This is a genomic window from Alishewanella sp. d11, assembly GCF_049390205.1.
Taxonomy (GTDB): domain Bacteria; phylum Pseudomonadota; class Gammaproteobacteria; order Enterobacterales; family Alteromonadaceae; genus Alishewanella.
The window spans coordinates 2,325,757-2,347,258 of sequence record NZ_CP186547.1 but is presented as its reverse complement, the minus strand read 5'-3'; the positions used below and the strand labels follow the sequence as shown (position 1 = coordinate 2,347,258).

The 21,502-nt window shown below is 45.3% G+C and carries 23 protein-coding genes; 9 read left to right on the top strand and 14 right to left on the bottom strand.

Features of this window, described 5'->3' with window-relative positions:
• Positions 1 to 5: 5 nt before the first annotated feature.
• The 6 genes from lepB to rpoE all read right to left on the bottom strand — a co-directional run bounded on the left by lepB (position 6) and on the right by rpoE (position 5,602).
• Positions 6 to 923: a signal peptidase I gene (gene lepB, locus ACO1PK_RS10710; protein ID WP_423185627.1), complete on the bottom strand. Its 918-nt coding sequence runs from the start codon at positions 921 to 923 to the stop codon at positions 6 to 8.
• Positions 924 to 1,005: 82 nt separating this feature from the next.
• Positions 1,006 to 2,805, bottom strand: a complete 1,800-nt coding sequence (gene lepA / locus ACO1PK_RS10705; protein ID WP_423185626.1) for a translation elongation factor 4 — start codon at positions 2,803 to 2,805, stop codon at positions 1,006 to 1,008.
• A 124-nt stretch (positions 2,806 to 2,929) separates the two neighbouring features.
• Complete coding sequence (locus ACO1PK_RS10700; RefSeq protein WP_423185625.1) at positions 2,930 to 3,391, bottom strand: SoxR reducing system RseC family protein; 462 nt, start codon at positions 3,389 to 3,391, stop codon at positions 2,930 to 2,932.
• Between the two features lie 25 nt (positions 3,392 to 3,416).
• Entirely contained in the window at positions 3,417 to 4,364 is a 948-nt protein-coding gene (locus ACO1PK_RS10695; RefSeq protein WP_423185624.1) for a MucB/RseB C-terminal domain-containing protein, read from the bottom strand.
• Positions 4,364 to 4,972 carry a sigma-E factor negative regulatory protein gene (locus tag ACO1PK_RS10690; RefSeq protein ID WP_423185623.1) on the bottom strand — a complete coding sequence of 203 codons (609 nt, stop codon included), beginning with the start codon at positions 4,970 to 4,972 and terminating at the stop codon, positions 4,364 to 4,366. Before ACO1PK_RS10690 ends, ACO1PK_RS10695 begins: the two co-directional genes overlap by 1 nt.
• Before the next feature lie 54 nt (positions 4,973 to 5,026).
• A complete protein-coding gene (gene rpoE, locus ACO1PK_RS10685) occupies positions 5,027 to 5,602 on the bottom strand; it encodes an RNA polymerase sigma factor RpoE (protein ID WP_423185622.1) in 576 nt (191 codons plus the stop codon).
• A gap of 200 nt (positions 5,603 to 5,802) precedes the next feature.
• Between rpoE and nadB the strand changes: the two genes are divergently transcribed.
• Positions 5,803 to 7,413 carry an L-aspartate oxidase gene (gene nadB / locus ACO1PK_RS10680; protein ID WP_423185621.1) on the top strand — a complete coding sequence of 537 codons (1,611 nt, stop codon included), beginning with the start codon at positions 5,803 to 5,805 and terminating at the stop codon, positions 7,411 to 7,413.
• 39 nt (positions 7,414 to 7,452) lie between these two features.
• Here nadB and ACO1PK_RS10675 read toward each other — a convergent pair whose 3' ends face one another.
• On the bottom strand, positions 7,453 to 7,863 hold the full coding sequence (locus tag ACO1PK_RS10675; RefSeq protein ID WP_423185620.1) for a protein YgfX: 411 nt from the start codon (positions 7,861 to 7,863) through the stop codon (positions 7,453 to 7,455).
• The gene (locus ACO1PK_RS10670; RefSeq protein ID WP_423185619.1) at positions 7,850 to 8,101 is read right to left on the bottom strand and encodes a succinate dehydrogenase assembly factor 2; all 252 of its coding nucleotides are present in this window, start codon (positions 8,099 to 8,101) and stop codon (positions 7,850 to 7,852) included. Before ACO1PK_RS10670 ends, ACO1PK_RS10675 begins: the two co-directional genes overlap by 14 nt.
• Positions 8,102 to 8,218: 117 nt before the next feature.
• Here ACO1PK_RS10670 and ygfZ point away from each other — a divergent pair, with 117 nt between their 5' ends.
• The 5 genes from ygfZ to dbpA all read left to right on the top strand — a co-directional run bounded on the left by ygfZ (position 8,219) and on the right by dbpA (position 12,675).
• Positions 8,219 to 9,190, top strand: coding sequence for a tRNA-modifying protein YgfZ (ygfZ, locus tag ACO1PK_RS10665; protein ID WP_423185618.1), 972 nt, complete (start codon positions 8,219 to 8,221; stop codon positions 9,188 to 9,190).
• 9 nt (positions 9,191 to 9,199) lie between these two features.
• The gene (locus ACO1PK_RS10660) at positions 9,200 to 9,685 is read left to right on the top strand and encodes an FKBP-type peptidyl-prolyl cis-trans isomerase (RefSeq protein WP_423185617.1); all 486 of its coding nucleotides are present in this window, start codon (positions 9,200 to 9,202) and stop codon (positions 9,683 to 9,685) included.
• 203 nt (positions 9,686 to 9,888) lie between these two features.
• Positions 9,889 to 10,839, top strand: coding sequence for a M23 family metallopeptidase (locus tag ACO1PK_RS10655; RefSeq protein ID WP_423185616.1), 951 nt, complete (start codon positions 9,889 to 9,891; stop codon positions 10,837 to 10,839).
• A complete protein-coding gene (locus ACO1PK_RS10650; protein ID WP_423185615.1) occupies positions 10,743 to 11,177 on the top strand; it encodes a bactofilin family protein in 435 nt (144 codons plus the stop codon). Before ACO1PK_RS10655 ends, ACO1PK_RS10650 begins: the two co-directional genes overlap by 97 nt.
• A gap of 109 nt (positions 11,178 to 11,286) precedes the next feature.
• The gene (dbpA, locus tag ACO1PK_RS10645) at positions 11,287 to 12,675 is read left to right on the top strand and encodes an ATP-dependent RNA helicase DbpA (RefSeq protein ID WP_423185614.1); all 1,389 of its coding nucleotides are present in this window, start codon (positions 11,287 to 11,289) and stop codon (positions 12,673 to 12,675) included.
• Positions 12,676 to 12,692: 17 nt separating this feature from the next.
• On the opposite strand, the gene arfB is transcribed toward dbpA, so the two are convergent.
• The 3 genes from arfB to yaaA form a co-directional block, all read right to left on the bottom strand.
• Complete coding sequence (gene arfB / locus ACO1PK_RS10640) at positions 12,693 to 13,109, bottom strand: alternative ribosome rescue aminoacyl-tRNA hydrolase ArfB (protein WP_423185613.1); 417 nt, start codon at positions 13,107 to 13,109, stop codon at positions 12,693 to 12,695.
• A gap of 36 nt (positions 13,110 to 13,145) precedes the next feature.
• Entirely contained in the window at positions 13,146 to 14,444 is a 1,299-nt protein-coding gene (locus tag ACO1PK_RS10635; protein ID WP_423185612.1) for an inosine/guanosine kinase, read from the bottom strand.
• A gap of 61 nt (positions 14,445 to 14,505) precedes the next feature.
• A complete protein-coding gene (yaaA, locus tag ACO1PK_RS10630) occupies positions 14,506 to 15,279 on the bottom strand; it encodes a peroxide stress protein YaaA (protein WP_423185611.1) in 774 nt (257 codons plus the stop codon).
• 352 nt (positions 15,280 to 15,631) lie between these two features.
• Here yaaA and tal point away from each other — a divergent pair, with 352 nt between their 5' ends.
• The 3 genes from tal (at position 15,632) to ACO1PK_RS10615 (ending at position 18,542) form a co-directional block, all read left to right on the top strand.
• Positions 15,632 to 16,582 (top strand): transaldolase, encoded by a 951-nt coding sequence (gene tal, locus ACO1PK_RS10625; protein WP_423185610.1) that lies wholly within the window; start codon positions 15,632 to 15,634, stop codon positions 16,580 to 16,582.
• A gap of 20 nt (positions 16,583 to 16,602) precedes the next feature.
• On the top strand, positions 16,603 to 18,222 hold the full coding sequence (gene pgi, locus ACO1PK_RS10620; protein ID WP_423185609.1) for a glucose-6-phosphate isomerase: 1,620 nt from the start codon (positions 16,603 to 16,605) through the stop codon (positions 18,220 to 18,222).
• A 146-nt stretch (positions 18,223 to 18,368) separates the two neighbouring features.
• Entirely contained in the window at positions 18,369 to 18,542 is a 174-nt protein-coding gene (locus ACO1PK_RS10615) for a DUF3545 family protein (protein WP_423185608.1), read from the top strand.
• A 52-nt stretch (positions 18,543 to 18,594) separates the two neighbouring features.
• Here the strand turns inward: ACO1PK_RS10615 and ung are convergent, their stop codons facing one another.
• The 3 genes from ung to thrB are packed head-to-tail and all read right to left on the bottom strand — an operon-like array spanning position 18,595 to position 21,500.
• Complete coding sequence (ung, locus tag ACO1PK_RS10610; RefSeq protein WP_423185607.1) at positions 18,595 to 19,260, bottom strand: uracil-DNA glycosylase; 666 nt, start codon at positions 19,258 to 19,260, stop codon at positions 18,595 to 18,597.
• Positions 19,260 to 20,543 (bottom strand): threonine synthase, encoded by a 1,284-nt coding sequence (gene thrC, locus ACO1PK_RS10605; RefSeq protein ID WP_423185606.1) that lies wholly within the window; start codon positions 20,541 to 20,543, stop codon positions 19,260 to 19,262. Before thrC ends, ung begins: the two co-directional genes overlap by 1 nt.
• Positions 20,544 to 20,546: 3 nt before the next feature.
• Positions 20,547 to 21,500, bottom strand: a complete 954-nt coding sequence (gene thrB, locus ACO1PK_RS10600; protein ID WP_423185605.1) for a homoserine kinase — start codon at positions 21,498 to 21,500, stop codon at positions 20,547 to 20,549.
• Between the last annotated feature and the right edge of the window lie 2 nt (positions 21,501 to 21,502).

The following is a 21,502-nucleotide window of genomic DNA, read 5'->3' as shown; positions in this document are numbered from 1 at the left end:
TACTCTTAATGAATCCTACCCAAACGCTCGAAACGAACGCCTACGGGTACCCAGCGCGGTAACCAACTGTTTGGATCTTCACTAAATTCAAAACTCATCCAGACAAAAACAGCTTTGCCTACTAAATTTTCAGCGGGTACAAACCCCCACATCCGGCTATCTAAACTGTTATCTCTGTTATCGCCCATCACAAAGTAATGATCTGCAGGTACAATAAACTCATCGATAGCGGTATTAGCTTGACGATAGTAATCTCGTAGCATTTCTGGACGCATTGGCGTAGTAAGGATTTGATAACTCACCTCGCCTAAGGTTTCAATATAGCGGCGCTGCGGCATAGTGCCGATAAAATATTCGGCTTCAGCCTGAAAAACTTGCGAAACAGGCTCTAGTACGCCACATCCCGTGGTTTGGCCTGGCTGACAAACTTGCTCAATAAATAGCTGTTTGTCACGATAAATAATACGATCGCCGGGCAAGCCGATCACCCTTTTGATGTAATCCAAGCGAGGATCAAGTGGATATTTAAACACCGCCACATCTCCACGCTCCGGCAAGTTGTTGTGCCATAGCGTTTTGCGCCAAACCGGATCTTTGACATCATAGGCAAACTTTTCAACTAAGATAAAATCCCCTACCAACAAGGTTGGGATCATAGAACCAGTTGGAATTTGAAAAGGTTCATATAAAAATGAGCGTAGCACCGTAATTGCTGCCACTAACGGGAAAATAGATTTCGCCGTTTCAATGATCGCAGGCTCTTTCAAGAACGCCTGCTGAGTTTCCTCCGGCAACATACTCGTTGCCTGAGCATTCGCCAACGCTTGCTTACGTTTAGGAGCCAGTAACCATGCATCTAGTAACCATATCAACCCACAGATCAGGGTCAATAAGACTAAAAAAATCGGAAAATAAGCCGCCATTAAATGTCCTTAATCATTGAGCAATACCTTTTAAACCGCCAAAAACCTAAAAAAGTAAGGTTATTGGCGGTATTAAAGTGACCTATTTGCCCACTTTTAAAATTGCCAAGAAAGCTTCCTGTGGTACTTCCACATTACCCACCTGCTTCATACGTTTTTTACCTTCTTTCTGCTTTTGCAGTAGTTTTTTCTTACGGCTAATATCACCACCGTAACATTTGGCTAAAACGTTTTTACGCATTTGTTTGATGGTTGTGCGCGCAATAACATGGTTACCAATAGCGGCCTGAATTGCGATATCAAACATCTGTCTTGGAATAAGCTCTTTCAGTTTTTCGGCCAGTTCACGACCGCGACCTTGCGCGAAGTCGACGTGGCTGATAATCGCCAATGCATCCACTCGTTCACCGTTGATCAGGATATCCACGCGCTGCATATTAGATGTTTGGAAACGCTTAAAGTTATAGTCAAGCGACGCATAGCCGCGACTTGTCGACTTTAAGCGGTCAAAGAAGTCCATCACCACTTCGGCCATCGGTAGCTCATACACTAAGGCCACTTGACGACCATGGTAACTCATATTTACCTGAGTACCCCGTTTCTCAATACACAGGGTAATAACGTTACCCAAGTATTCTTGTGGTACCAGAATATTCGCTTCAACGATAGGCTCACGGATCTCAGCAATATCATTTACGGCAGGCAATGCACTAGGGTTATCGACCATGACAATATCACCGTTCTTTTTCACCACTTCGTACACTACGGTGGGAGCAGTGGTAATTAAATCAAGGTCATATTCACGCTCTAAACGCTCCTGAATAATCTCCATGTGGAGCATACCCAAGAAACCTATACGGAAACCAAAACCCAATGCACCAGAATTTTCTGGTTCATAAAAGAGCGAAGAGTCATTTAAACTCAGTTTGGCTAACGCATCACGGAAATCTTCATAATCATCACTTGATACGGGGAATACCCCCGCATAAACCTGTGGTTTGATGCGTTTAAACCCGGGCAAGGGTTTTTCGGCACTATTTTTCGCTAAGGTTAAGGTATCGCCAACAGGCGCACCTTTAATTTCTTTAATACCCGCAATAACAAAGCCAACTTCTCCGGTTTTTAATTCACCGGTATTTGTCGCTTTCGGGCTAAAGACCCCTACTTTATCAACTTCATAAGTTTGGCCAGTAGACATGACTTTAATTTTATCTTTCGCTTTGATACTGCCGTGCTTCACCCTAACTAATGAAACCACGCCTTGATAGGCATCAAACCAAGAATCAATAATTAAGGCTTGTGTCGGTGCTTCAGGCTCACCCTCGGGCGCTGGTACTTTTTGTACGATGGTTTCTAACACATCTTTAATGCCTAAACCGGTTTTAGCAGAGCACTGCACAGCACCTATTGCCTCAATACCAATAATGTCTTCAATTTCTTCTGATACGCTATCAGGATCGGCTTGTGGCAAATCAATTTTATTTAATACAGGAATAACTTCTAGATTCATTTCCAGCGCGGTATAGCAGTTCGCTACTGTCTGCGCTTCTACACCTTGGCCAGCATCAACAACGAGCAGAGCGCCTTCACAGGCAGCCAAGGAGCGACTGACCTCATAGGTAAAGTCGACATGGCCAGGCGTATCAATAAAATTTAGCTGGTAAGTGTTGCCATCATCAGCATTGTAATGCAGGGTTACGCTTTGTGCTTTAATGGTAATGCCGCGCTCGCGTTCCAGATCCATAGAATCCAAAACTTGCTGTTGCATTTCACGATCACTTAAACCACCGCAAAATTGAATCAAGCGATCTGATAAAGTCGATTTACCGTGATCAATATGGGCAATAATAGAGAAATTTCTGATATGTTCGAGTTTAGGCATGTTATCCGCAAAAAACTTAGTGCATGACAACCGACGCTAAAAGCTCTGAGCTAAAGCGGGAAGTTAATCATGCAGGTTATTAACAATAATTAGCGCGAATTGTACTCTATCCGACAGCAGCTTGCTATGATTGTTGCGCGTAGCTTACCCTAAGCTGGGGTAAGACCCGTAAAATCTGCACTTGCTCTTGCGCTTGTTGCACCTTGTTATTGTATGCACGAGCTAAAAGAAAACCTAAAGCTGCTGATATTAAAGCAGAAATGATTAACCAACCCTCTGCAGGTTGCCACAAGAATTGCATTAACAACAATACTGTAAGCATCAAAGCAATGGGTAGTAAGTAGACCATCAACGCAGCCAACACCAAGCCTTGCTCAGCAACGCCAATTTGTACTTGCTCGCCGGGTAACAGCTGCAAAGTTGTTTTTACAAAAAACCGATTTTGCCGCGGAGTAAACGTCTGAGCAACGATGCCGGTGCCACAGTCGGTACTGGCATGACAACTATGACAACTCCCAGCAGGGGTAGTCACTAGCCATACGCCAGCAGCGTCGTTATCCACTACAGTCGCAATTTCTTCTACCATGACATCACCACTTAGAAACTTAAGATTAGCGTATCGATGCAGCTAAACGCTGTGCAGTATTAATACTGATAGGACCGATCACAGTCACATCTAACTCTGGATCAGATTGCACGAAAATCGTAATAGCACCATCGCGATAAGCCTGCGTAGGCATACGATGACTTTGTTGGACGAAAACCGATACCTGATGCAGTCCATCACTTAGTAACCAATAACTTAGAATCTTCGGCTCAAGCTGGGGGACATGTAAAGGTTCTGCAACCACAGCAAAACCTGCAGGTAACCAACCTAATTGATGCTGTTGCGATGGCGGCAAAATCGGTAATTCAACAGCTGAAGGTTCTGGTAAAGGAATCGTTAATAACTGCGCAAGACTATCAGGTAACTCGGGGGTAATACGCAAATGCGTAATTTGCCAAATTTCCAATGCCTGATTTTGATTACTGTTTTGCTGGTCTGACAGCGTGTCAATACGAAGTGGGAAGCCTGTCTCTACATCAATCCATAACCAGTAATGATAACGCTCATCATCTATGGCAGACAATCTGAGAAGTTGCGCACTGCGACCATGAATCACAGAACTACTGCCCGCAACAGCATTGTAAAGCGAACGAATCGTCGTCATATCTTCGAATAACAACGCAGGTAACTCTTTAATACTATCACCTTGGGTGACTAAAGAAGGGCGGTTACTAATAAGATAATAAACCTGTTGATTACGCCGAACGATATCAACACCCTCTGCAAACATTGGGATTAGATGTTCTATTTCGTCGTCTTTATCCCGACCATGCAACCAACGATAGGTTTCTGCCTGCCCCCCTTTAAGCACAACAAAAGAAACATCAAAATTATGCTGTTTGACACTCTGTTGCACTTTATTAAATAACACCCAGCCAGTTTCGTCAGCTAGAGCTGATTGCAAGGCACTCAGCGCTACTACAAATAAAACGCCAAACAACCTTTTCATCATTAGTGCTCGTGCTGTTCCTGCTCAGGGGATTTAGTTAACTGCGCCTCACTCACTCTAACTTGTTGACGGTGAGCCTGCAATAAAACTTGTAAACGACGCTGCTGTTCTTGAATGGCCTGCTGCTCTTGCGCTTCGAAACGACTCTCAACCGAAGTTTGACTTAGGCTAACAGGTATAGCAAAACCATCTACCGCTCTGGTTTGAAAAATAGGCGCTGGCATGGCTAACTCTTGCTCGAACGGTTGTTGGTAATGCTGAACGCCCAAAACAGCGACTAAGGCAACGCTGGCAGCAATGGCACCGTGTGCTGCGGGTTTAAACCACTCCGAATTCGCGGCCTCACGTAAGGAGGTTTTAATTTTCTGTAGAATGCCTGTTTGCTGTTGCAGCTGATAAACCGGTTCATCGGCTAAGACACTAGCGAAATGATCACTAAAGTCAGCAGGCAGAAAACTCTCTTCTTCGTTACGTAGCACAGCTCCCGCTAGCTGGTAGCGCTCAAGCTTACTTTGCAATTCAGACTGTTGTAGCAAAACGGAGAGTTGCTCTGGCGTAACTTGCTGATTATCTGCGGCTTGGGATAGCCATTCATACTTTTCTGACAACATAAAGTTTCCTGTCAACTAATCTCGTTCGGTTTAAGGTTTACCCTAGTTTAAGGTTTACCCTACCAGAGGCTTCAACTGCTCATCTATGGCCTCTCGCGCCCGGAAGATACGACTGCGTACTGTACCTATCGGACACTCCATGACTTCTGCAATCTCTTCGTAACTTAAACCTTCTAATTCACGCAAGGTAATCGCCGTGCGTAACTCGTCGGGAAGTTTTTCTATCGTACTAAATACAACATGCCGAATCTCTTCTGACAACAACAAACGCTCAGGCGAATCCTGCTCTTTAAGCGCATCGCTACCTTCAAAATATTCTGCATCTTCAGCATCTACATCACTTGATGGTGGTTTACGACCATTAGCCACTAAATAATTTTTAGCGCTATTCACGGCTATCCGATACAGCCAAGTATAAAACGCACTTTCTCCACGAAAACCTGGTATGGCCCGATAAGCTTTAATAAAGGCTTCCTGAGCAACATCAGCAACGTCTCCATGATTAGAGACATAACGCGAAATTAAGTTCGCAATCCGATGCTGATATTTTTTAACCAGTATATTGAACGCAGCTTTATCGCCTTGCTGTACCCGCTGGACAATCTGCCAATCTAATTCTTGCTCGCTCATTCTTTGAGCCTGCCCCTGTAATACTTTTAAGGTGTTGTAAACGAATGGCGCCAGTCAAGCGTATCTAGTATGACTATAAGCTGAATAAATAGTTCTGATTATTTTTACAAAAACGCTAGAATAAGTCGAACCCAAACGTCGCATAGCTGCCAAAGCAGTAAAATCCAAGCTGAAGCTATTAATAGAGTTAAGTGTATCCTATGACACAAGCAAAAGAATATCTTTGTGATGTATTAATTATTGGCAGCGGTGCTGCAGGTTTATCTTTGGCTTTACAATTAGCCGATAATGCTAAAGTGATTGTGCTAAGTAAAGGGCCACTTCGTGAAGGCTCCACTCTTTACGCTCAAGGTGGTATCGCAGCAGTTTTTGACGAAAATGATAGCATTGCATCACACGTCAATGACACCCTAATTGCAGGAGCAGGCTTGTGTGACGAAACCGCCGTGCAATTTACTGCCGAACATGCTAAGTCTGCTATGGAATGGTTAATTGCCCAAGGCGTACCCTTCGATCAATATCAGGACACTGATGGCAGCATGAAATATCACTTGACCCGCGAAGGTGGTCATAGCCATAGACGCATTTTGCATGCTGCTGATGCCACAGGCCGCGCGGTTCAAATCACACTGGTCGATCAAGTCAAAAGCCATCCTAATATTCAACTTCTAGAAAATTATAATGCCATTGATCTGTTAACGGGTAAAAAACTCGGTTTAGATGTTAAGCGCTGTTACGGTGCCTACGTTTGGAATAAAAGCGCCGCGAAGGTTGAAACTATTCAAGCAAAAGCCGTCGCATTAGCTACCGGCGGTGCCAGTAAAGTGTATCTTTACACCAGCAACCCCGATGTTGCCAGTGGCGACGGTATCGCGATGGCGTGGCGCGCAGGTTGCCGAGTAGCAAATATGGAATTTAACCAATTTCATCCGACCAGTTTATACCATCCGGCGGCACCGAATTTTTTAATCACCGAAGCCATGCGCGGTGAAGGGGCTTATCTAAAAAGGCCTGATGGTAGTCGTTTTATGCCTGATTTTGATGAAAGAGCAGAACTGGCGCCACGTGATATCGTGGCAAGAGCAATTGACTTTGAAATGAAACGTTTAGGTGCACATTCTGTATTGCTCGATATTAGTCATCAACCGAAAGATTTTATTATTGAGCATTTTCCAACAATTTATGCTAAGTGCTTAAGTGTCGGTATCGATATTACCAAAGAGCCTATCCCAGTCGTCCCCGCTGCACACTATACTTGCGGCGGCGTGATGACAAATTTAAACGGTCAAACTGACCTAGATAACCTGTATGCCATTGGCGAAGTCGCTTACACCGGCTTGCATGGTGCGAATCGGATGGCGTCTAATTCTCTGCTCGAGTGTGTGGTCTTCGCTCAGGCTGCAGCAAGGCATATTTTATCTCAGCTCGGCCAAGCGCAACCGGTTTTAACCTTACCGCCTTGGGATGACAGCAGAGTAAGTAACTCTGATGAAGAAGTCGTGATTACGCACAATTGGCACGAGCTTCGACTCTTTATGTGGGATTATGTTGGTATCGTCAGAACCAATAAGCGCTTAGAACGTGCATTGCACCGAGTAGAATTATTAAAGCAGGAGATCCAGGATTACTACAGTCATTTTCGGATCAGTCATAACCTACTGGAGCTGCGCAATCTCGTGCAAGTTGCAGAGCTAATTATCCGTTGCGCCATGCAACGTAAGGAAAGTCGTGGTTTACATTATAACTTAGACTATCCGGAACAACTTACAGATAGCCAGCCAAGTATTCTCTCGCCGCGGCAGAGTCAATAATAGATTTAGGCACGAAACTTTAGCCACGCTGACTCAGGGTTAACGCCAACGCTGTAACTGCAATTGCCGGGCAACTGCCCGGTAGTCTTGCTCAGAAACTTGGTCTTTAAACAACCAAAATCTATGACGCTTTCCTTGCCAATCTAACCATTCGATTCGCAAACAAAGTGCCGTAATAAAACTCCCCTCACTTAACTTGCCGTCTGCCAATAACGAAGGTTGCCAGTGCATTAGACCTTCGTCGTCTAGGTACAGAATGATTTGCGTTACAGGCTGTGGCCAGGCACGCAATAACAAATAAAACCACGCTATCAACAAGCATCCAGCAAACAAATAACTCAGACCGGCAAGGGGTAATAACACAAATAACACACCAAGATAACACCCTGCCAGCAGAAGAGCATATTGCCGATAACGCGATTTTCTAATGAAAATACTACACTCGGACACGATTCACTATAAGTTCGATCAACGCCTGAATTGCCTCATCACTAGAACGCGCATGCCCCATAAACCAAGCAAACAGATCGGGATCATCAGAGGCTAATAAACGCTCAAAATCGATTTTTTGTTGCTCATTTAGCCCGTCGTAGCCTTCTTCCACGAAAGGCGCAAGCAACACGTCTAGCTCCAACATTCCTCGCCGACAGGCCCAGCGCAGCTTGGCTTTACTCATTAATGCTGACATTCAAATTCCTCAATGCTCAATTTAGCTTAATACTAACAAAAATTTTTAATAGGGGTTGAGCTTTTCTACTCAGCCCCAATCTTAATAGCTATTCCTGGTGACAAGACAAACATCGTTATGCAAACATCCTGGCTTACCATAGAACAATACGCGAATTTATCAACTCAGGTTCAAGGCGCTTTTATTGCGCCCTTACCAGCGTTTCAAATACTCAGTATCACTGGCCCAGATAGCCATAAATATTTACAAGGGCAATCCACTTGTGATCTAAACCAGCTAACTGCTGATAACTTCTTACGCGGTGCACACTGTGACGCCAAAGGTAAGATGTGGTCAATATTCCATCTTTTTTCAGCAGCAGATACTTTACATATTATCGCTTTCCGAGATGAACTTAGCGCATCAACGGTACAATGGAAAAAGTTTGGCGTCTTTTCCAAAGTAAGCTTTGATGCCTCAGAAGGGCGTTTCGCGGTATTCGGCCTGGGTGGTCCTGATGTCGACAAATTAGTAAGCCAGCTAGGTTTTACCTTGCCGGCGACAGACGGTATGTTGAGTAGATGTGATGACGCGACCTTATTAAAATTGGCTTCAGACCATTATTTGTTAGTCATGCCGCATGCGCAAGCGCAACAACTTATGCAAACAGAGCTGCCCTTTGCGGCATCTTCTTTATGGCTTAAAGCACATATCCTGCATGGGCTAGCGTATCTCGAACAGCCATTGATTGGCGAAGTTGTGCCGCAAATGCTTAACTTACAAGCGGTCAATGCGATAAGCTTTACCAAAGGCTGCTATGTTGGACAAGAAACTGTCGCCAGATTAAAGTATCGCGGTGGTAACAAAAGAGCGACTTATATTCTGCAAGCGGATACCAACGAGCTTCCTGTCGCAGGCTCGGACATTGAACTTCAACTTGAAGATAACTGGCGCCGGATTGGCCAGGTCATCAATGCGGTCAATATTAATAACCAACTCTGGTTATTGGCCCTATTGCCAAATGACATAACGCCGGCAGACACTTTGCGGTTGAAATCTGAGCAGTCGATAATGTTGCAGCAGCTGCCGCTACCTTACTCCCTTAATTAAGAGGTTTGCATGACCATTTCTCAAGACAAAGTCGTCGCCATCCACTACACCGTTACCGATACTGAAGGTAACCAACTTGATTCTTCTGCTGGTGGTGAGCCTTTGGTATTCCTGTTTGGCCACGGCGCACTCATTCCCGGTTTAGAACAAGCGTTGCTAGGGAAAAATGCGGGTGATAAGTTTTCCAGCCAAATCGCCGCTGCTGAGGCTTATGGAGAGCGCCATGATCAACTGGTACAAGCTGTACCTAAATCGATGTTTGAAGGTATGGACGTTGCTGTTGGTATGCGTTTTCGCGCTTCTGGACCTGACGGTCGTGAGCAACCTGTCATAATTATTGACGTAACCGATGAAGAAGTCGTTGTAGATGGTAACCATCCGTTGGCCGGTATTGAACTTTGCTTTGAGGTAGAGATCGTGCTGGTACGTGAAGCCACTACCGAAGAATTAGACCATGGCCATGTGCATGGCTTAGATGGGCATGCGGGTCATTAAATTCCTTACTAGCCATGAAGACACTACAGCAAGCTCGCTGTAGTGTCGCCATTTTGATATGAATTTCCTATGATTCTTAGCGTTATAAAAAACTTGTCCAACCACTTTCACTAAATCGCGAATGAACTGCTTGACAGCTCAAGCAAAGCCCCCTATTTTGGTTCATTAATTTTTTACCTTAAGAAAGTAAACTGCTTTTGCTAATGAAAGATCGTATTACCATTTCAATCTCCAGTGTCAATGGCACCCGACACTTCAATATCAGCAAGCTATTTAAACGCAATGCTGTGATTGGCTTATGGTTGGTATTGTTTTCTGTGCTGATAACTGCAGCGGTGATTAATTACTTGGTATATACGGTAGAGCAGGCCCAAACAGAGCAACGCTTGTTAAGTGAAAAAACGCTCAATTTACAAGCCGAACTGGCTAAGCTAGAAGCAGCCAGAGAAACGCTACAGCAAGAACTCACCCTTAAGCAAGATGAAATGATTTTAGTAACGCAGCGTCTTGGAGAAATCGAGCTAAGCTTAGGATTGGAGAATGCTCAATATCACGATTTTGAAGATCGCTTAGACATCGCTACTGTGACCTCTAGCGCACGAATGGCGATGTTACAGTTGGTTCCCAATGGTTCACCTTTAGATTTTAATAAACGCTCATCCCGTTTTGGTGTGCGTAATCATCCCATTCTTGGTAAACGTAAACATCATAATGGGATAGACCTTACTGCACCAAAAGGTACGCCAATTTTTGCCCCCGCCGATGGCGTAGTAGAAGTAGTAAGGCGAAGCAATACCGGCTACGGGAATTTGCTGAAAATTCGTCATGCTTTTGGTTTCTCTAGTCTATACGCACATTTAGACGACTTTAATGTTACTAACGGTAGCTTCGTCCATAAGGGACAAAAAATTGCAACCGCAGGCAACACAGGTAGTTCAACCGCACCACATTTACACTATGAGATTCATTTTCTTGACCGGTCACTCAATCCACAGCATTTTATGGAATGGAACTCCGGTAATTTCGATCTCTTGTTCGAAAAGGAAAGGAGCATTAAATGGGATTCTTTAGTAACCATGCTACAAACCAAAGCAAGCACACAATTACAACTGTCATCGCTGAAGGATGCACAGTCTTCGGAAATTGCCGAGTAAGTAGTGACTTACAAATCGATGGTGAGCTAACTGGCGATGTGGATTGTCAAGCTACTGTTATCATAAGCAGTTCTGGCCAAATGAAAGGCGAAATATCTGCTAACAAAGTCATTATCAATGGCTTATTTGAAGGTAGAATTACTGCTCAAAGCATTGAAATCCTGGCAGCAGGCAAAGCCCAAGGCGTAATTCAAACCGATAATCTCTGTATTGAACGCGGAGGTTGTTTTGTCGGGGAAACCTTACCTGGGCCAACACAGCAGCAGAGTTTATTACTGACTGAAACGGAAGAAACACCTCCTACGCTTCATCAAGTGAGTTTTAAATCAGCAAAATAACGTGCAAACCAAGCCTCGCAAATCGAAAACTGCCGTCGTCAGCTGATTAGGTGTATAATCAAACTCGTTTGCGCAAACATAGTGTTTGCGCCTATTGTAGGAACTTGTTTTGACATACCCAACTCATTTTAACGCTTTTGCTTTAGCGCCAGCTCTACTTGAAAACTTAGCGAGTTTAGGATTTGAGCACCCTACGCCAGTACAAGCACTTAGCCTACCGTTCATTCTTTCAGGCAAAGACTTATTGGCACAAGCGGCAACAGGTTCAGGTAAAACGGCAGCTTTTGCACTGGGTATGCTCAGTAAACTTGATGTAAAACGTTTTCGAGTGCAAAGCTTAGTACTATGCCCTACCCGAGAATTAGCAGAACAAGTTGCCACAGAAATCCGCACCTTAGCGCGTGGTATTCATAATATCAAGGTGTTAACACTCTGTGGTGGCGTGCCGACAAAAGGGCAAACCCTGTCATTAGAGCATGGTGCGCACATTATTGTAGGAACGCCGGGGCGGGTTCTAGATCATATAGAGCGACAACACTTATCATTAGATGAATTAAGCCTGTTGGTGCTCGATGAGGCAGATCGGATGCTTGAGATGGGCTTTGCCGATGCCATGCAACAAATTATCGCCGCCACCCCCACAAAGCGCCAACAACTGTTGTTTAGTGCGACTTTTGCCCCAGCGGTAAAAAAATTGGCGGATGCGCTGCTAAACGCACCGGAGCAAGTCATCATTGAGAGCACACCTGCAACCTCCCTTATTCAACAGGAATTCTACGCGCTGGCAGATAATCAGACCCGCGTTAGCGCAACACTAAGCTTACTTTTTGCGAAAATGCCGAGCAGCTGTGTCGTGTTTGCCAATACACGTAAAGAAGTTCAAGTTTTAGCAGAGCACTTAAAACAAGCGGGGTTTAGTATTGCGGCACTGCATGGCGATTTAGAGCAGCGAGACCGAGAGTTACAATTATTACAATTTGCGAACGGTAGTTTACAAGTGCTAGTTGCTACCGATGTTGCCGCCCGAGGTCTGGATATTGCCAAGCTTGATCTGGTGATCAATTATGAATTAGCCCATGATAGCGAGACACATGTTCACCGGATTGGCCGAACGGGTCGTGCAGGAGAGCAAGGGATGGCTTGTACCATTGTTAACGAGCAAGATGGCTATAAGTTAAGTTTATTGGAAGATGTTTTTGGCCATGACATTACGCCTTTACCTTTGCCACGCCCACAGACCAGCAAAGCCCCCTTACCTGCTATGGTCACCCTTGAGATTGATGGTGGTAAAAAGCAAAAACTTCGCCCAGCAGATATTGTGGGGGCCCTTACCCGAGACAACCAAGTCGCTTTTACGGATATCGGCAAAATCCATCTTCTAGAGTCGCGCGCTTATGTTGCAGTGCAGCGTTCGGCCCTTAAAACGGCGCTACTCCAGTTAAACAACAGCAAAATGAAAGGCCGTAGTTTCCGCGCCTATCAACTTAAGCCCAACTAGGGTTACTGGCTTAGGTTTTAATCGAAACGCTTTTGGCGCCGTAACGATTTCGTCTCGCTTTGCAGCTTCTTACTTTGTAAGCGTTTGAGTTGGCTACTGTAGCTCGGCTTAGTCGCTAAACGCTTTTTGGGCGTTTTGGTAACGCTTTGCAACAACGCAATAAATTGCGCCAAGGCCAATTCTCGATTTTGCTCTTGGCTGCGTGTTTGCTGGCATTTGATGATAATTTTACCACTGGCGGTAATTCTATGATCAGCCAAGTTCGCTAAGCGACTTTTATACAGATCCGGCAAACTTGATAAGGCAATATCAAACTGCAGTAAGACCGCAGTAGAAACTTTATTCACATGCTGACCACCCGGACCTGAAGCACGGATAAACTGCCAGCTAAGCTCATCAGCAGAAAGTTCTAACTCGGAAGTAATCCTAATCACAACGCACCCAAATACCAAGCTGAGTAATAAAAAAACTCACCGCTCCCAATACGCTTCTTCTAAGCTATCTTCACGTTCAGGCAAGCCCTTGGATAAACGCGGTGCGTTTTGTACCAAAATTTCATAACTGACACGGTTAGCATATTTACACAACTGCGCGAACGAGGAATAAGCTAAATAGGGTTGCTCGTGTTTGCTCGACAACGGCTGTACTTGCTTATGGTAGTGATTAGCGGCCATATCATGCAAAATAGCAGCCAGTGCACCATCACCTGCGCCATTGGTATTTTTAATCCGCTCTGGACCGCCTAAATACGGATCAATATGTGAATACACTTTTAGCGGTTGCTGACAATCTTTGCGTAGCATTGGGCGGCTGAACTCAAAGCGATTAAAATCTGCCAGACTGGCTGACTTTATCGGATTTGAACTTTCCCGTTTGATTTGCTCGTCAGTATAACCACAAAGATACAAGCCATCCGCCCCTGCGGTGATCAATACCATATCCGTCAATTCTAAAGCAGCCTCAGCAGCCAATAATGGATCGGAGAAACCGGTTAGCGCTTCTGCTTCTAGCTCATTCATTGCCAAAACGTTGACATATTGACTCACGGTTTGCAGAATCTGCTCGCGATTTTCTTCTACTAAATGCCGAGTACCTAAACTCATAACAACCGGTATGTGATGTACACTAGCGTCAGCCAAGGCTTTTAGCATAGCTTGCTGAATAGGCTGCCCGGTTGCTCGAAGTGGGTAAGCACTCACCACAAAGGCCGCGGCTGAGGCAATAATGTCTGTTGGGATATAATCAGCCGATAACTGATCCATATCGCTTGGGTCAATAACAAAGGTGCGCTCACCATCTGGCGTAATCATAGTGATGCCCCGACCTATATCACCTGCTACACCTTGCAGACGATTCATATCGACTTTAGAGCTGGTATGGCAAACGTAGTGATAAGCGGGAGATCCCAATGCAATATTGGCGGACATCACCCCTAATAACACCGATTTATCATCGGCCAGCACCGAATAGTTATGAATGGTGTTACCGATGGTACCACCGGCAAAATGATCGGAAATGGCCTGCCCGACCACCAGCTCATGATAAATTCGATTGGCTTTTTCATGCTCAACCAAATTTGATAAGCCTTTGGGAATACTATGTTTCGCTAAAAAATCATCACTCACGCTGGCAACCACATCCACAATCGTTTGATCTAAACCCACGATATAGGTATCCAGTTCTGGGCGCACTTCAAAGCTGGGCAGCTGAGGTTTAGGCTGAGAAACGGGGAAGTAATGCTTAATTTTGCGCAGGCCAGGAAATTTCATAACGAAGACTCAAGTAAGAACAAGCCGGTATTTTACCAAAAATACCGGCAAAAAAGTAATCTCAGTTTGCCTCTCTGAGAAAAACGGGTTTATCCACAGTAGAATGCTCGGCACTGTAGTAATATCCAGCCAAATTAAACGCGGTGATTTGCTCTGCATGGGTTAAACGTTGCTGAATAACATAACGCGCCATCAAACCCCGCGCTTTCTTGGCATAAAAACTAATAATTTTATATTGACCGTTTTTTAAATCTTTAAATTCAGGCGTTATCACTCTGGCATTAAGCTGCTTTTTATCTACCGCTTTAAAGTATTCTTGCGACGCTAAATTCAGCAGCACATTACTACCCAGTGCAGTAATCTGCTGCTGTAAATTTTCAGCGATACTGCGCTGCCAAAAACGATAGAGATCACTACCTCGAGGGTTGCTCAGCTTGGTGCCCATTTCTAACCGGTAGGCTTGCATCAAGTCTAATGGTCGTAGCACACCGTACAGACCACTAAGAATTCTTAAATGCTGTTGCGCATAGGTTAAATCCGCCAAACTCAAACTTGCGGCATCCAGCCCCTGATACACATCACCATTAAACATAAAGAGGGCTGCTTTGGCATTTTCTTCGGTAAAAGGCGGTTGCCATTCGGTAAAACGCGCTGCATTTAACCCCGCAAGCTTATCACTGATATGCATAAGTGAGGCGAGATCGGCAGGCGTGAGTTGCTTACACACCGCCGCAAGCTCGGTCGCTTCAACAAGTAAATCAGGCTGCGTGTAAGCTAATTTTGTCGAAAGTGGCGTTAAATCGAGATCTTTGGCCGGCGATACAACCATTAACATAAAGCAGCTCCTAAAACGTGCAAAAATAAGTAAAAATCAGTTGTCTTGGGCTATAACGCGCAGTGATAAGCCGATATCGCGGCGGCAACCCTTGCAGACAACACTTAACCCCATTATGCTGTTTACTATCCCGATTGCAAAAGGAATCTGTATTTCGGCAGCCTAATTGTCATCTTTCCTTAGCCCTAATTGGGCATACTGCTTTTACCCGCTTAGCAGCCAAGATTAACCAAGCGTGGACAAGGTGGTTAAATGACGAAATGTTGTTCTTTTATTACATCTTTTACTACACATCTAGCCATTTAGCCGTATAATCAAGCCAATATCAGCCAATAAGTGGTAAGTGAACAACATGAGTGATTTATTAAGTCAATTAAAAGCCGTCACTACCGTCGTAGTAGACAGTGGTGATCTGGGCGCTATCGAACAATTTCGCCCCGTCGATGCCACAACAAATCCATCCCTTTTACTGAATGCCAGTCAACTGGACTTTGCCAAGCCATTGCTGGCGCAGGCAGCAGCCTATGCAAAAGCGCAAACTCAAGATAGTGCCAAGCAACTTGCATTAGCTAGTGATAAATTTGCAGTAGATATTGGTACTGCGATTAGCAAACTGGTGCCTGGCCGTGTATCAACCGAAGTGGATGCACGCTTATCTTTTGATACGAATGCGACGCTTGAAAAAGCGCGTCAGCTGGTGCACTTATACCAGGAAAATGGTATTTCAACCGAGCGGATCTTGATTAAGATTGCCTCTACTTGGGAAGGTATCCAAGCTGCTCGCGTTTTAGAGCAAGAAGGTATTCAATGCAACCTCACTCTGCTATTCCATATGGCACAAGCCCGAGCGTGCGCCGAAGCTGGTGTGTATTTGATCTCTCCCTTTGTTGGCCGGATCCTTGATTGGTACAAAGCCAATACCAAACAAGACTATACCGCCGAAACCGATCCTGGCGTGTTATCGGTTCGTGAAATTTACCACTTCTTTAAAGCCCATGGCTACTCGACTGTGGTGATGGGTGCCAGTTTCCGCAATATTGGTGAAGTGCTCGCGTTGGCCGGTTGTGATCGGCTTACGATCAGCCCAGCCCTATTGGATGAATTGAGCCAACAAACTGGCCAGCTTGAAGTTAAATTACAAGATACCGGTGTTAGCAACGCTAAGCCTATTGCGTTAACGGAACAAGAATTCCGCTGGGCGTTGAATGAAGATGCGATGGCCACTGAAAAGTTAGCCGAAGGTATTCGTAAGTTTGCCATCGACCAACGTAAGCTGGAAGATGTGATTCGGGCACAGCTGTAATTATATTGGGAGAAGATGTTATGTCGGTTACTTTATCGGCTTTATTACAGCCACTTGCTGCGCAACAACAACCTTTACGTCAGTTATTTGCAGATGAACCAGGTCGCGCAGCACGTTTTAGCGCGTCGGCCTGCGGTATTTATCTAGATTATTCGAAAAACCTAATTGACGCACAAAGCTGGCAGACTTTGCAGCAACTTGCTGCCCAAAGCCCGATCAAACAACTTTGCCAGCAGATGCAAGCAGGCGCAGCCATCAACAATACTGAGCAGCGCGCGGTATGGCATAGTCGTTTAAGACAACAACATTTTGCTGAACTCAAACTAGATGGGCAAGATATTGGCGCGGCGATTACTGAGTGTCGTCAAAAAATGGCAGCGCTTATCGAACAATTACATGCTAAAACCTATTTAGGCTATCAGGGTGAAGCTATTACTGATCTTATTTGGGTTGGCATTGGCGGCTCGCTGTTAGGGCCACAAATGGCTGTAGAAGCGTTAACGCCCTATCATTGCAGCCCAGTTAAATTACATTTTGCCGGTAATATTGATGGTGCGGTGGTCAGCGACATCATCAAACACCTTGACCCTGCCACAACACTGGTTGTCGTGGCTTCAAAGTCTTTTGGTACTGAAGAAACTAAACAAAATGCACTTGCGTTGCGCCAATGGTTTAAAGACGCAGGCGCAACTAGCGAGGCAATAGCCCTGCATTTTTGGGCCACCTCTTCTAATATTAGTGCGGCCGCCGAATTTGGCATTATTGAACAACACATTCTGCCAATGTGGGATTGGGTTGGTGGTCGCTATTCGCTTTGGTCTGCTATTGGCCTGCCCGTTGCTTTAATGATCGGCAATGCCGCCTTTGCTGAATTACTGCAAGGTGCTGAGGCGATGGATCAGCACTTTTTTAACACCCCTTTTAACGAGAATCTCCCGGTTATACTCGCTTTATTGGGAATTTGGTATATCAATGGCTTTGGCTGCCAGGCGCAAGCCTTGTTGCCCTACAGCCATTATTTACGGCTGTTACCCTCTTACGTGCAACAACTTGATATGGAGAGTAATGGTAAATCGGTTGATCGTCAGGGACAGCCATTGACGGATGCTACAGCACCGGTGATTTGGGGCGATGCCGGCACCAACGGTCAGCACGCCTACCACCAGTTATTGCATCAAAGCCAATTGAAAGTCCCAGCTGACTTTATTTTACCCTTAAAGGTCAGCCATAACTTAATAGACCAGCATCTGCGTTTAGCGGCACACTGCTTTGCTCAAACTCAAGCCTTAATGCAAGGAAAAACACTAGCCGAAGCCAAAGCAGAATGTTTAGCACAGGGCATGAGCGAACAAGCTGCAACGGCACTTGCGCCTCACAAGGTATCGCCAGGTAATAAGCCAAGCAATACGTTGCTGTTAGATGAACTATCACCTTATCACTTGGGGGCTTTAATTGCGCTTTATGAGCATAAAGTCTTTTGCCAAGGGGCGATTTGGGAACTGAATAGCTTTGATCAGTGGGGTGTAGAACTGGGCAAGCAATTATCTGGCCCTATCTATCAAGCATTGAGCAAAAATGCAGCGGGAAGTTTTGATTGCTCTACCGCCAGCTTAATCGCACGTTTCTTAGCGCGCGGTTAGCGTAATAGCGTAAAAAAAAGGTTGCTACGGCAACCTTTTTTATTTTCTGTCATCATGGTGTCACTTTTTAGTTTTATTTTTAAGCAAAGTGTGGTAGAAACTTTGTTGAAAATAACAACAATATCAACATCAGATGAGGCCGTAATATGGAAAGCTTCGAAGACTTACTGAATATGTTGGAAAGACCTGCAGCGAAAACTCGCGCGGTCAAACGGAAATGGCGCGAAATTGAAGAGCTGAAAGAACGCCATCGCTTGAAAAAAGAGCTATGCGACATTGATTGGACGATTGAACCTGAGCTTAATGACATAGAATTATAAAAAAAGGCTCACTGGCAACAGTGAGCCTTTTTTATTCTAGCGTCTTTAACACTCAGAACAATACACTATGCCAGTTGATCGGGGGTTTACCGCTCGACTCCAGTAAGCTGTTGGTTTGCAAAAAGTGACCACAGCCCAAAAAGCCGCGGTGCGCTGATAAAGGCGATGGATGCGGCGCTATTAGAATATGATGGCGCTTTGCGTCTATCAATTTTGCTTTTTTTTGCGCATGTGATCCCCAGAGCAAAAACACAACATGCTCGGTATGCTGACTAATTTGTCTGATCGCCTGATCGGTAAACTGCTCCCATCCCAATAAACGGTGGGAATTAGGTTGGTTTGCTTCTACGGTTAACACCGTATTAAGCAGCAAGACCCCTTGCTCGGCCCAACTTTGTAAAAAACCATGCTTTGGCGGCTGAAAATCAGCATACTCCATGGCGAGTTCTTTATAAATATTGACTAATGAAGGAGGGACCTTTACACCCGGTCGAACCGAGAAGGCCAAACCATGCGCCTGATTTGGCCCATGGTAAGGATCTTGCCCCAAAATCACCACCTTCAACTGCTCAAGAGACGTTAATTTAAACGCATTAAATATTTCGCTGTCTCCGGGATAAATCACCTTACCGGCTTCCCGCTGCTGTTTAACGTTAGCTAAACAAGCCTGAAAATACGGCGCTTGCTTCTCTGCTCCCAGCAGCGTTTGCCAGTCCATCACTTTACCCCCAATTGCCGAATCACCTGCTCTAACGCCGCGAAATCAGCAGGAATATCTAAATTTAACCCAGGCTCTGCCGCACATTGTGCTAACACCTGAGGCAATCCTATGGGGCTCCCCAAAATATTCTCTACTTGCTCTTTAAACTTGGCAGGATGAGCGGTACCAAGAAAGATACCGAATTCATCCGCTTGCAAACTGCGCTTTAACGCTTTATACGCAATAGCCGCATGTGGCTCACTTACATAGCCTTCTTGCGCTAATAAACGCATACCCAGTTGCGTATCATCCTCATCCACCGCTACGGCTTCTATGTCATCGCGGCGAATAACCCCTTGCGCCAATAACGCTTCTACGCGTGGCCAATTATTAGGCGCACTCACATCCATCGCATTGGATAAGGTCGCTACCGTCGCATGTGGTTGCCACTCACCGCTTTGCCAGTAGCGTGGCACGGTATCGTTTGCGTTCGTGGCTGCCACGATACGCTTAATCGGCAACCCTAAGGCTTTCGCAATCAACCCCGCGGTAAGGTTACCAAAGTTACCACTGGGCACAGCCACGACCACTTGCTGACGTTTTGCAACGGGCACCTGCGCCATCGCTTCAAAGTAGTAACAGATCTGTGCAAACAACCGGCTGATATTAATAGAATTGGCCGAATTAATATTAAACTCATTCACCAACGCTTTATCGTCAAACACCCTTTTCACTAAGGCCTGACATTGATCAAAATCGCCAGCAACAGCTAAGGTCGTAATATTCTCGCCCAAGGTCGTGAACAGCTTTTCCTGTAAGAGACTAATCTTGCCTTTCGGATACAAAATAACAACTTGCACCCCGGGTTGCCGGAAAAAGGCATGCGCGACCGCAGCGCCAGTATCTCCCGAGGTTGCTGTGACAATGGTGGTATGGTTATTTTGCTGTGCCTGTGCCAAAGCCTGCGCCATAAAGCGACCGCCAAAGTCTTTAAAGGCTAAGGTCGGGCCATGAAATAACTCTAAACAATGCAGCTGCTCATTAACGGCGACCAAAGGCGCTGGAAAATTAAAGGCATTTGACACCATCGTTGCGACTTGTTCAGCACTCAGTTCATCGCCAATTAACGCGGAGAGAATTAAAGCGCTGCGCTCAACTAAGGGCAACCCAAGTAAATGATCAATATCGAGCTTAGGCCACTGCATAGGGAAAAATAAACCTTGCTGTTGTCCTAAGCCTTGGCGCACCGCCTGTAAAAAACTCACCTGTTCTGATGGCACTTTTAAATTTGTTAATTGCATGAATTAGTTCTCCAGCGCCCGAGCGCCTGCATTGGCAAGACGACACACTACCGTAAGCGCATCTTGGTTTTTTGCATAATGTGTTTGTAAATAATGGGCCGCCTGCTCAGCAATCATCGCATTATTGCATACAGCAAATAACGTAGGCCCTGCACCAGATATGCCCAGATGTAACACGCCCATAGCACTTAACGCCGTCCGCATGGCGGTTAACTCTGGGATCAAGGGTAACCGAGCAGGCTCTGCCACCCAATCGTGTAAAGCTGCGGCAGCATCTTGTTCATCTTGGCTGTATAAGGCACTGACAAAACGACTCAAGGCACCCGCAAAGGTAATGCTGTGCGCTAACGCTAATTGCTTAGGTAACACCTCTCGCGCCGCTTTAGTCGACAACACCGTTCCTGGATAGCATAACACGACCTGCCATGCCTCAAACCAAGGCAAACTGCGACATATTTTAGGGCTGTGGGGCAACATTAATTGTAAACCGCCCAAGTAGGAAGGCGCCACATTATCAAAATGTACACTACCACTAACACCGCCTTCCGCCACCGCCATCAAGTTCAATAACGCGGCCTGATTAAAAGGCTGACCAAAATAGTCATTAAAAGCATAAAAGGCGACCACGATTGAGCAAGCACTCGAGCCAAGACCGCTTCCTACCGGCAGATTTTTCTGCAAATGTAAGGTCAGTCTCGGCAAGGTTTTACCTAAAGCTTGTTCAAAGGCATAAAACGCTTTGATCACCAGATTTTCAGCGCTACTGCTAGGCAGTTGATGCAGGTATCGTCCACTCATCGTTAAAGTTAATTCTGGCGCTTCACCATGAATTTCTAAGACATCGCCCAACAGACTGCCATCGACAGGAGCAAAAGCCGCACCTAACAAATCAAAACCTACCGACATATTGCCTGTCGATGCAGGTGCAAAATAACGTTTAATCGTGTTGTTTAGCATAT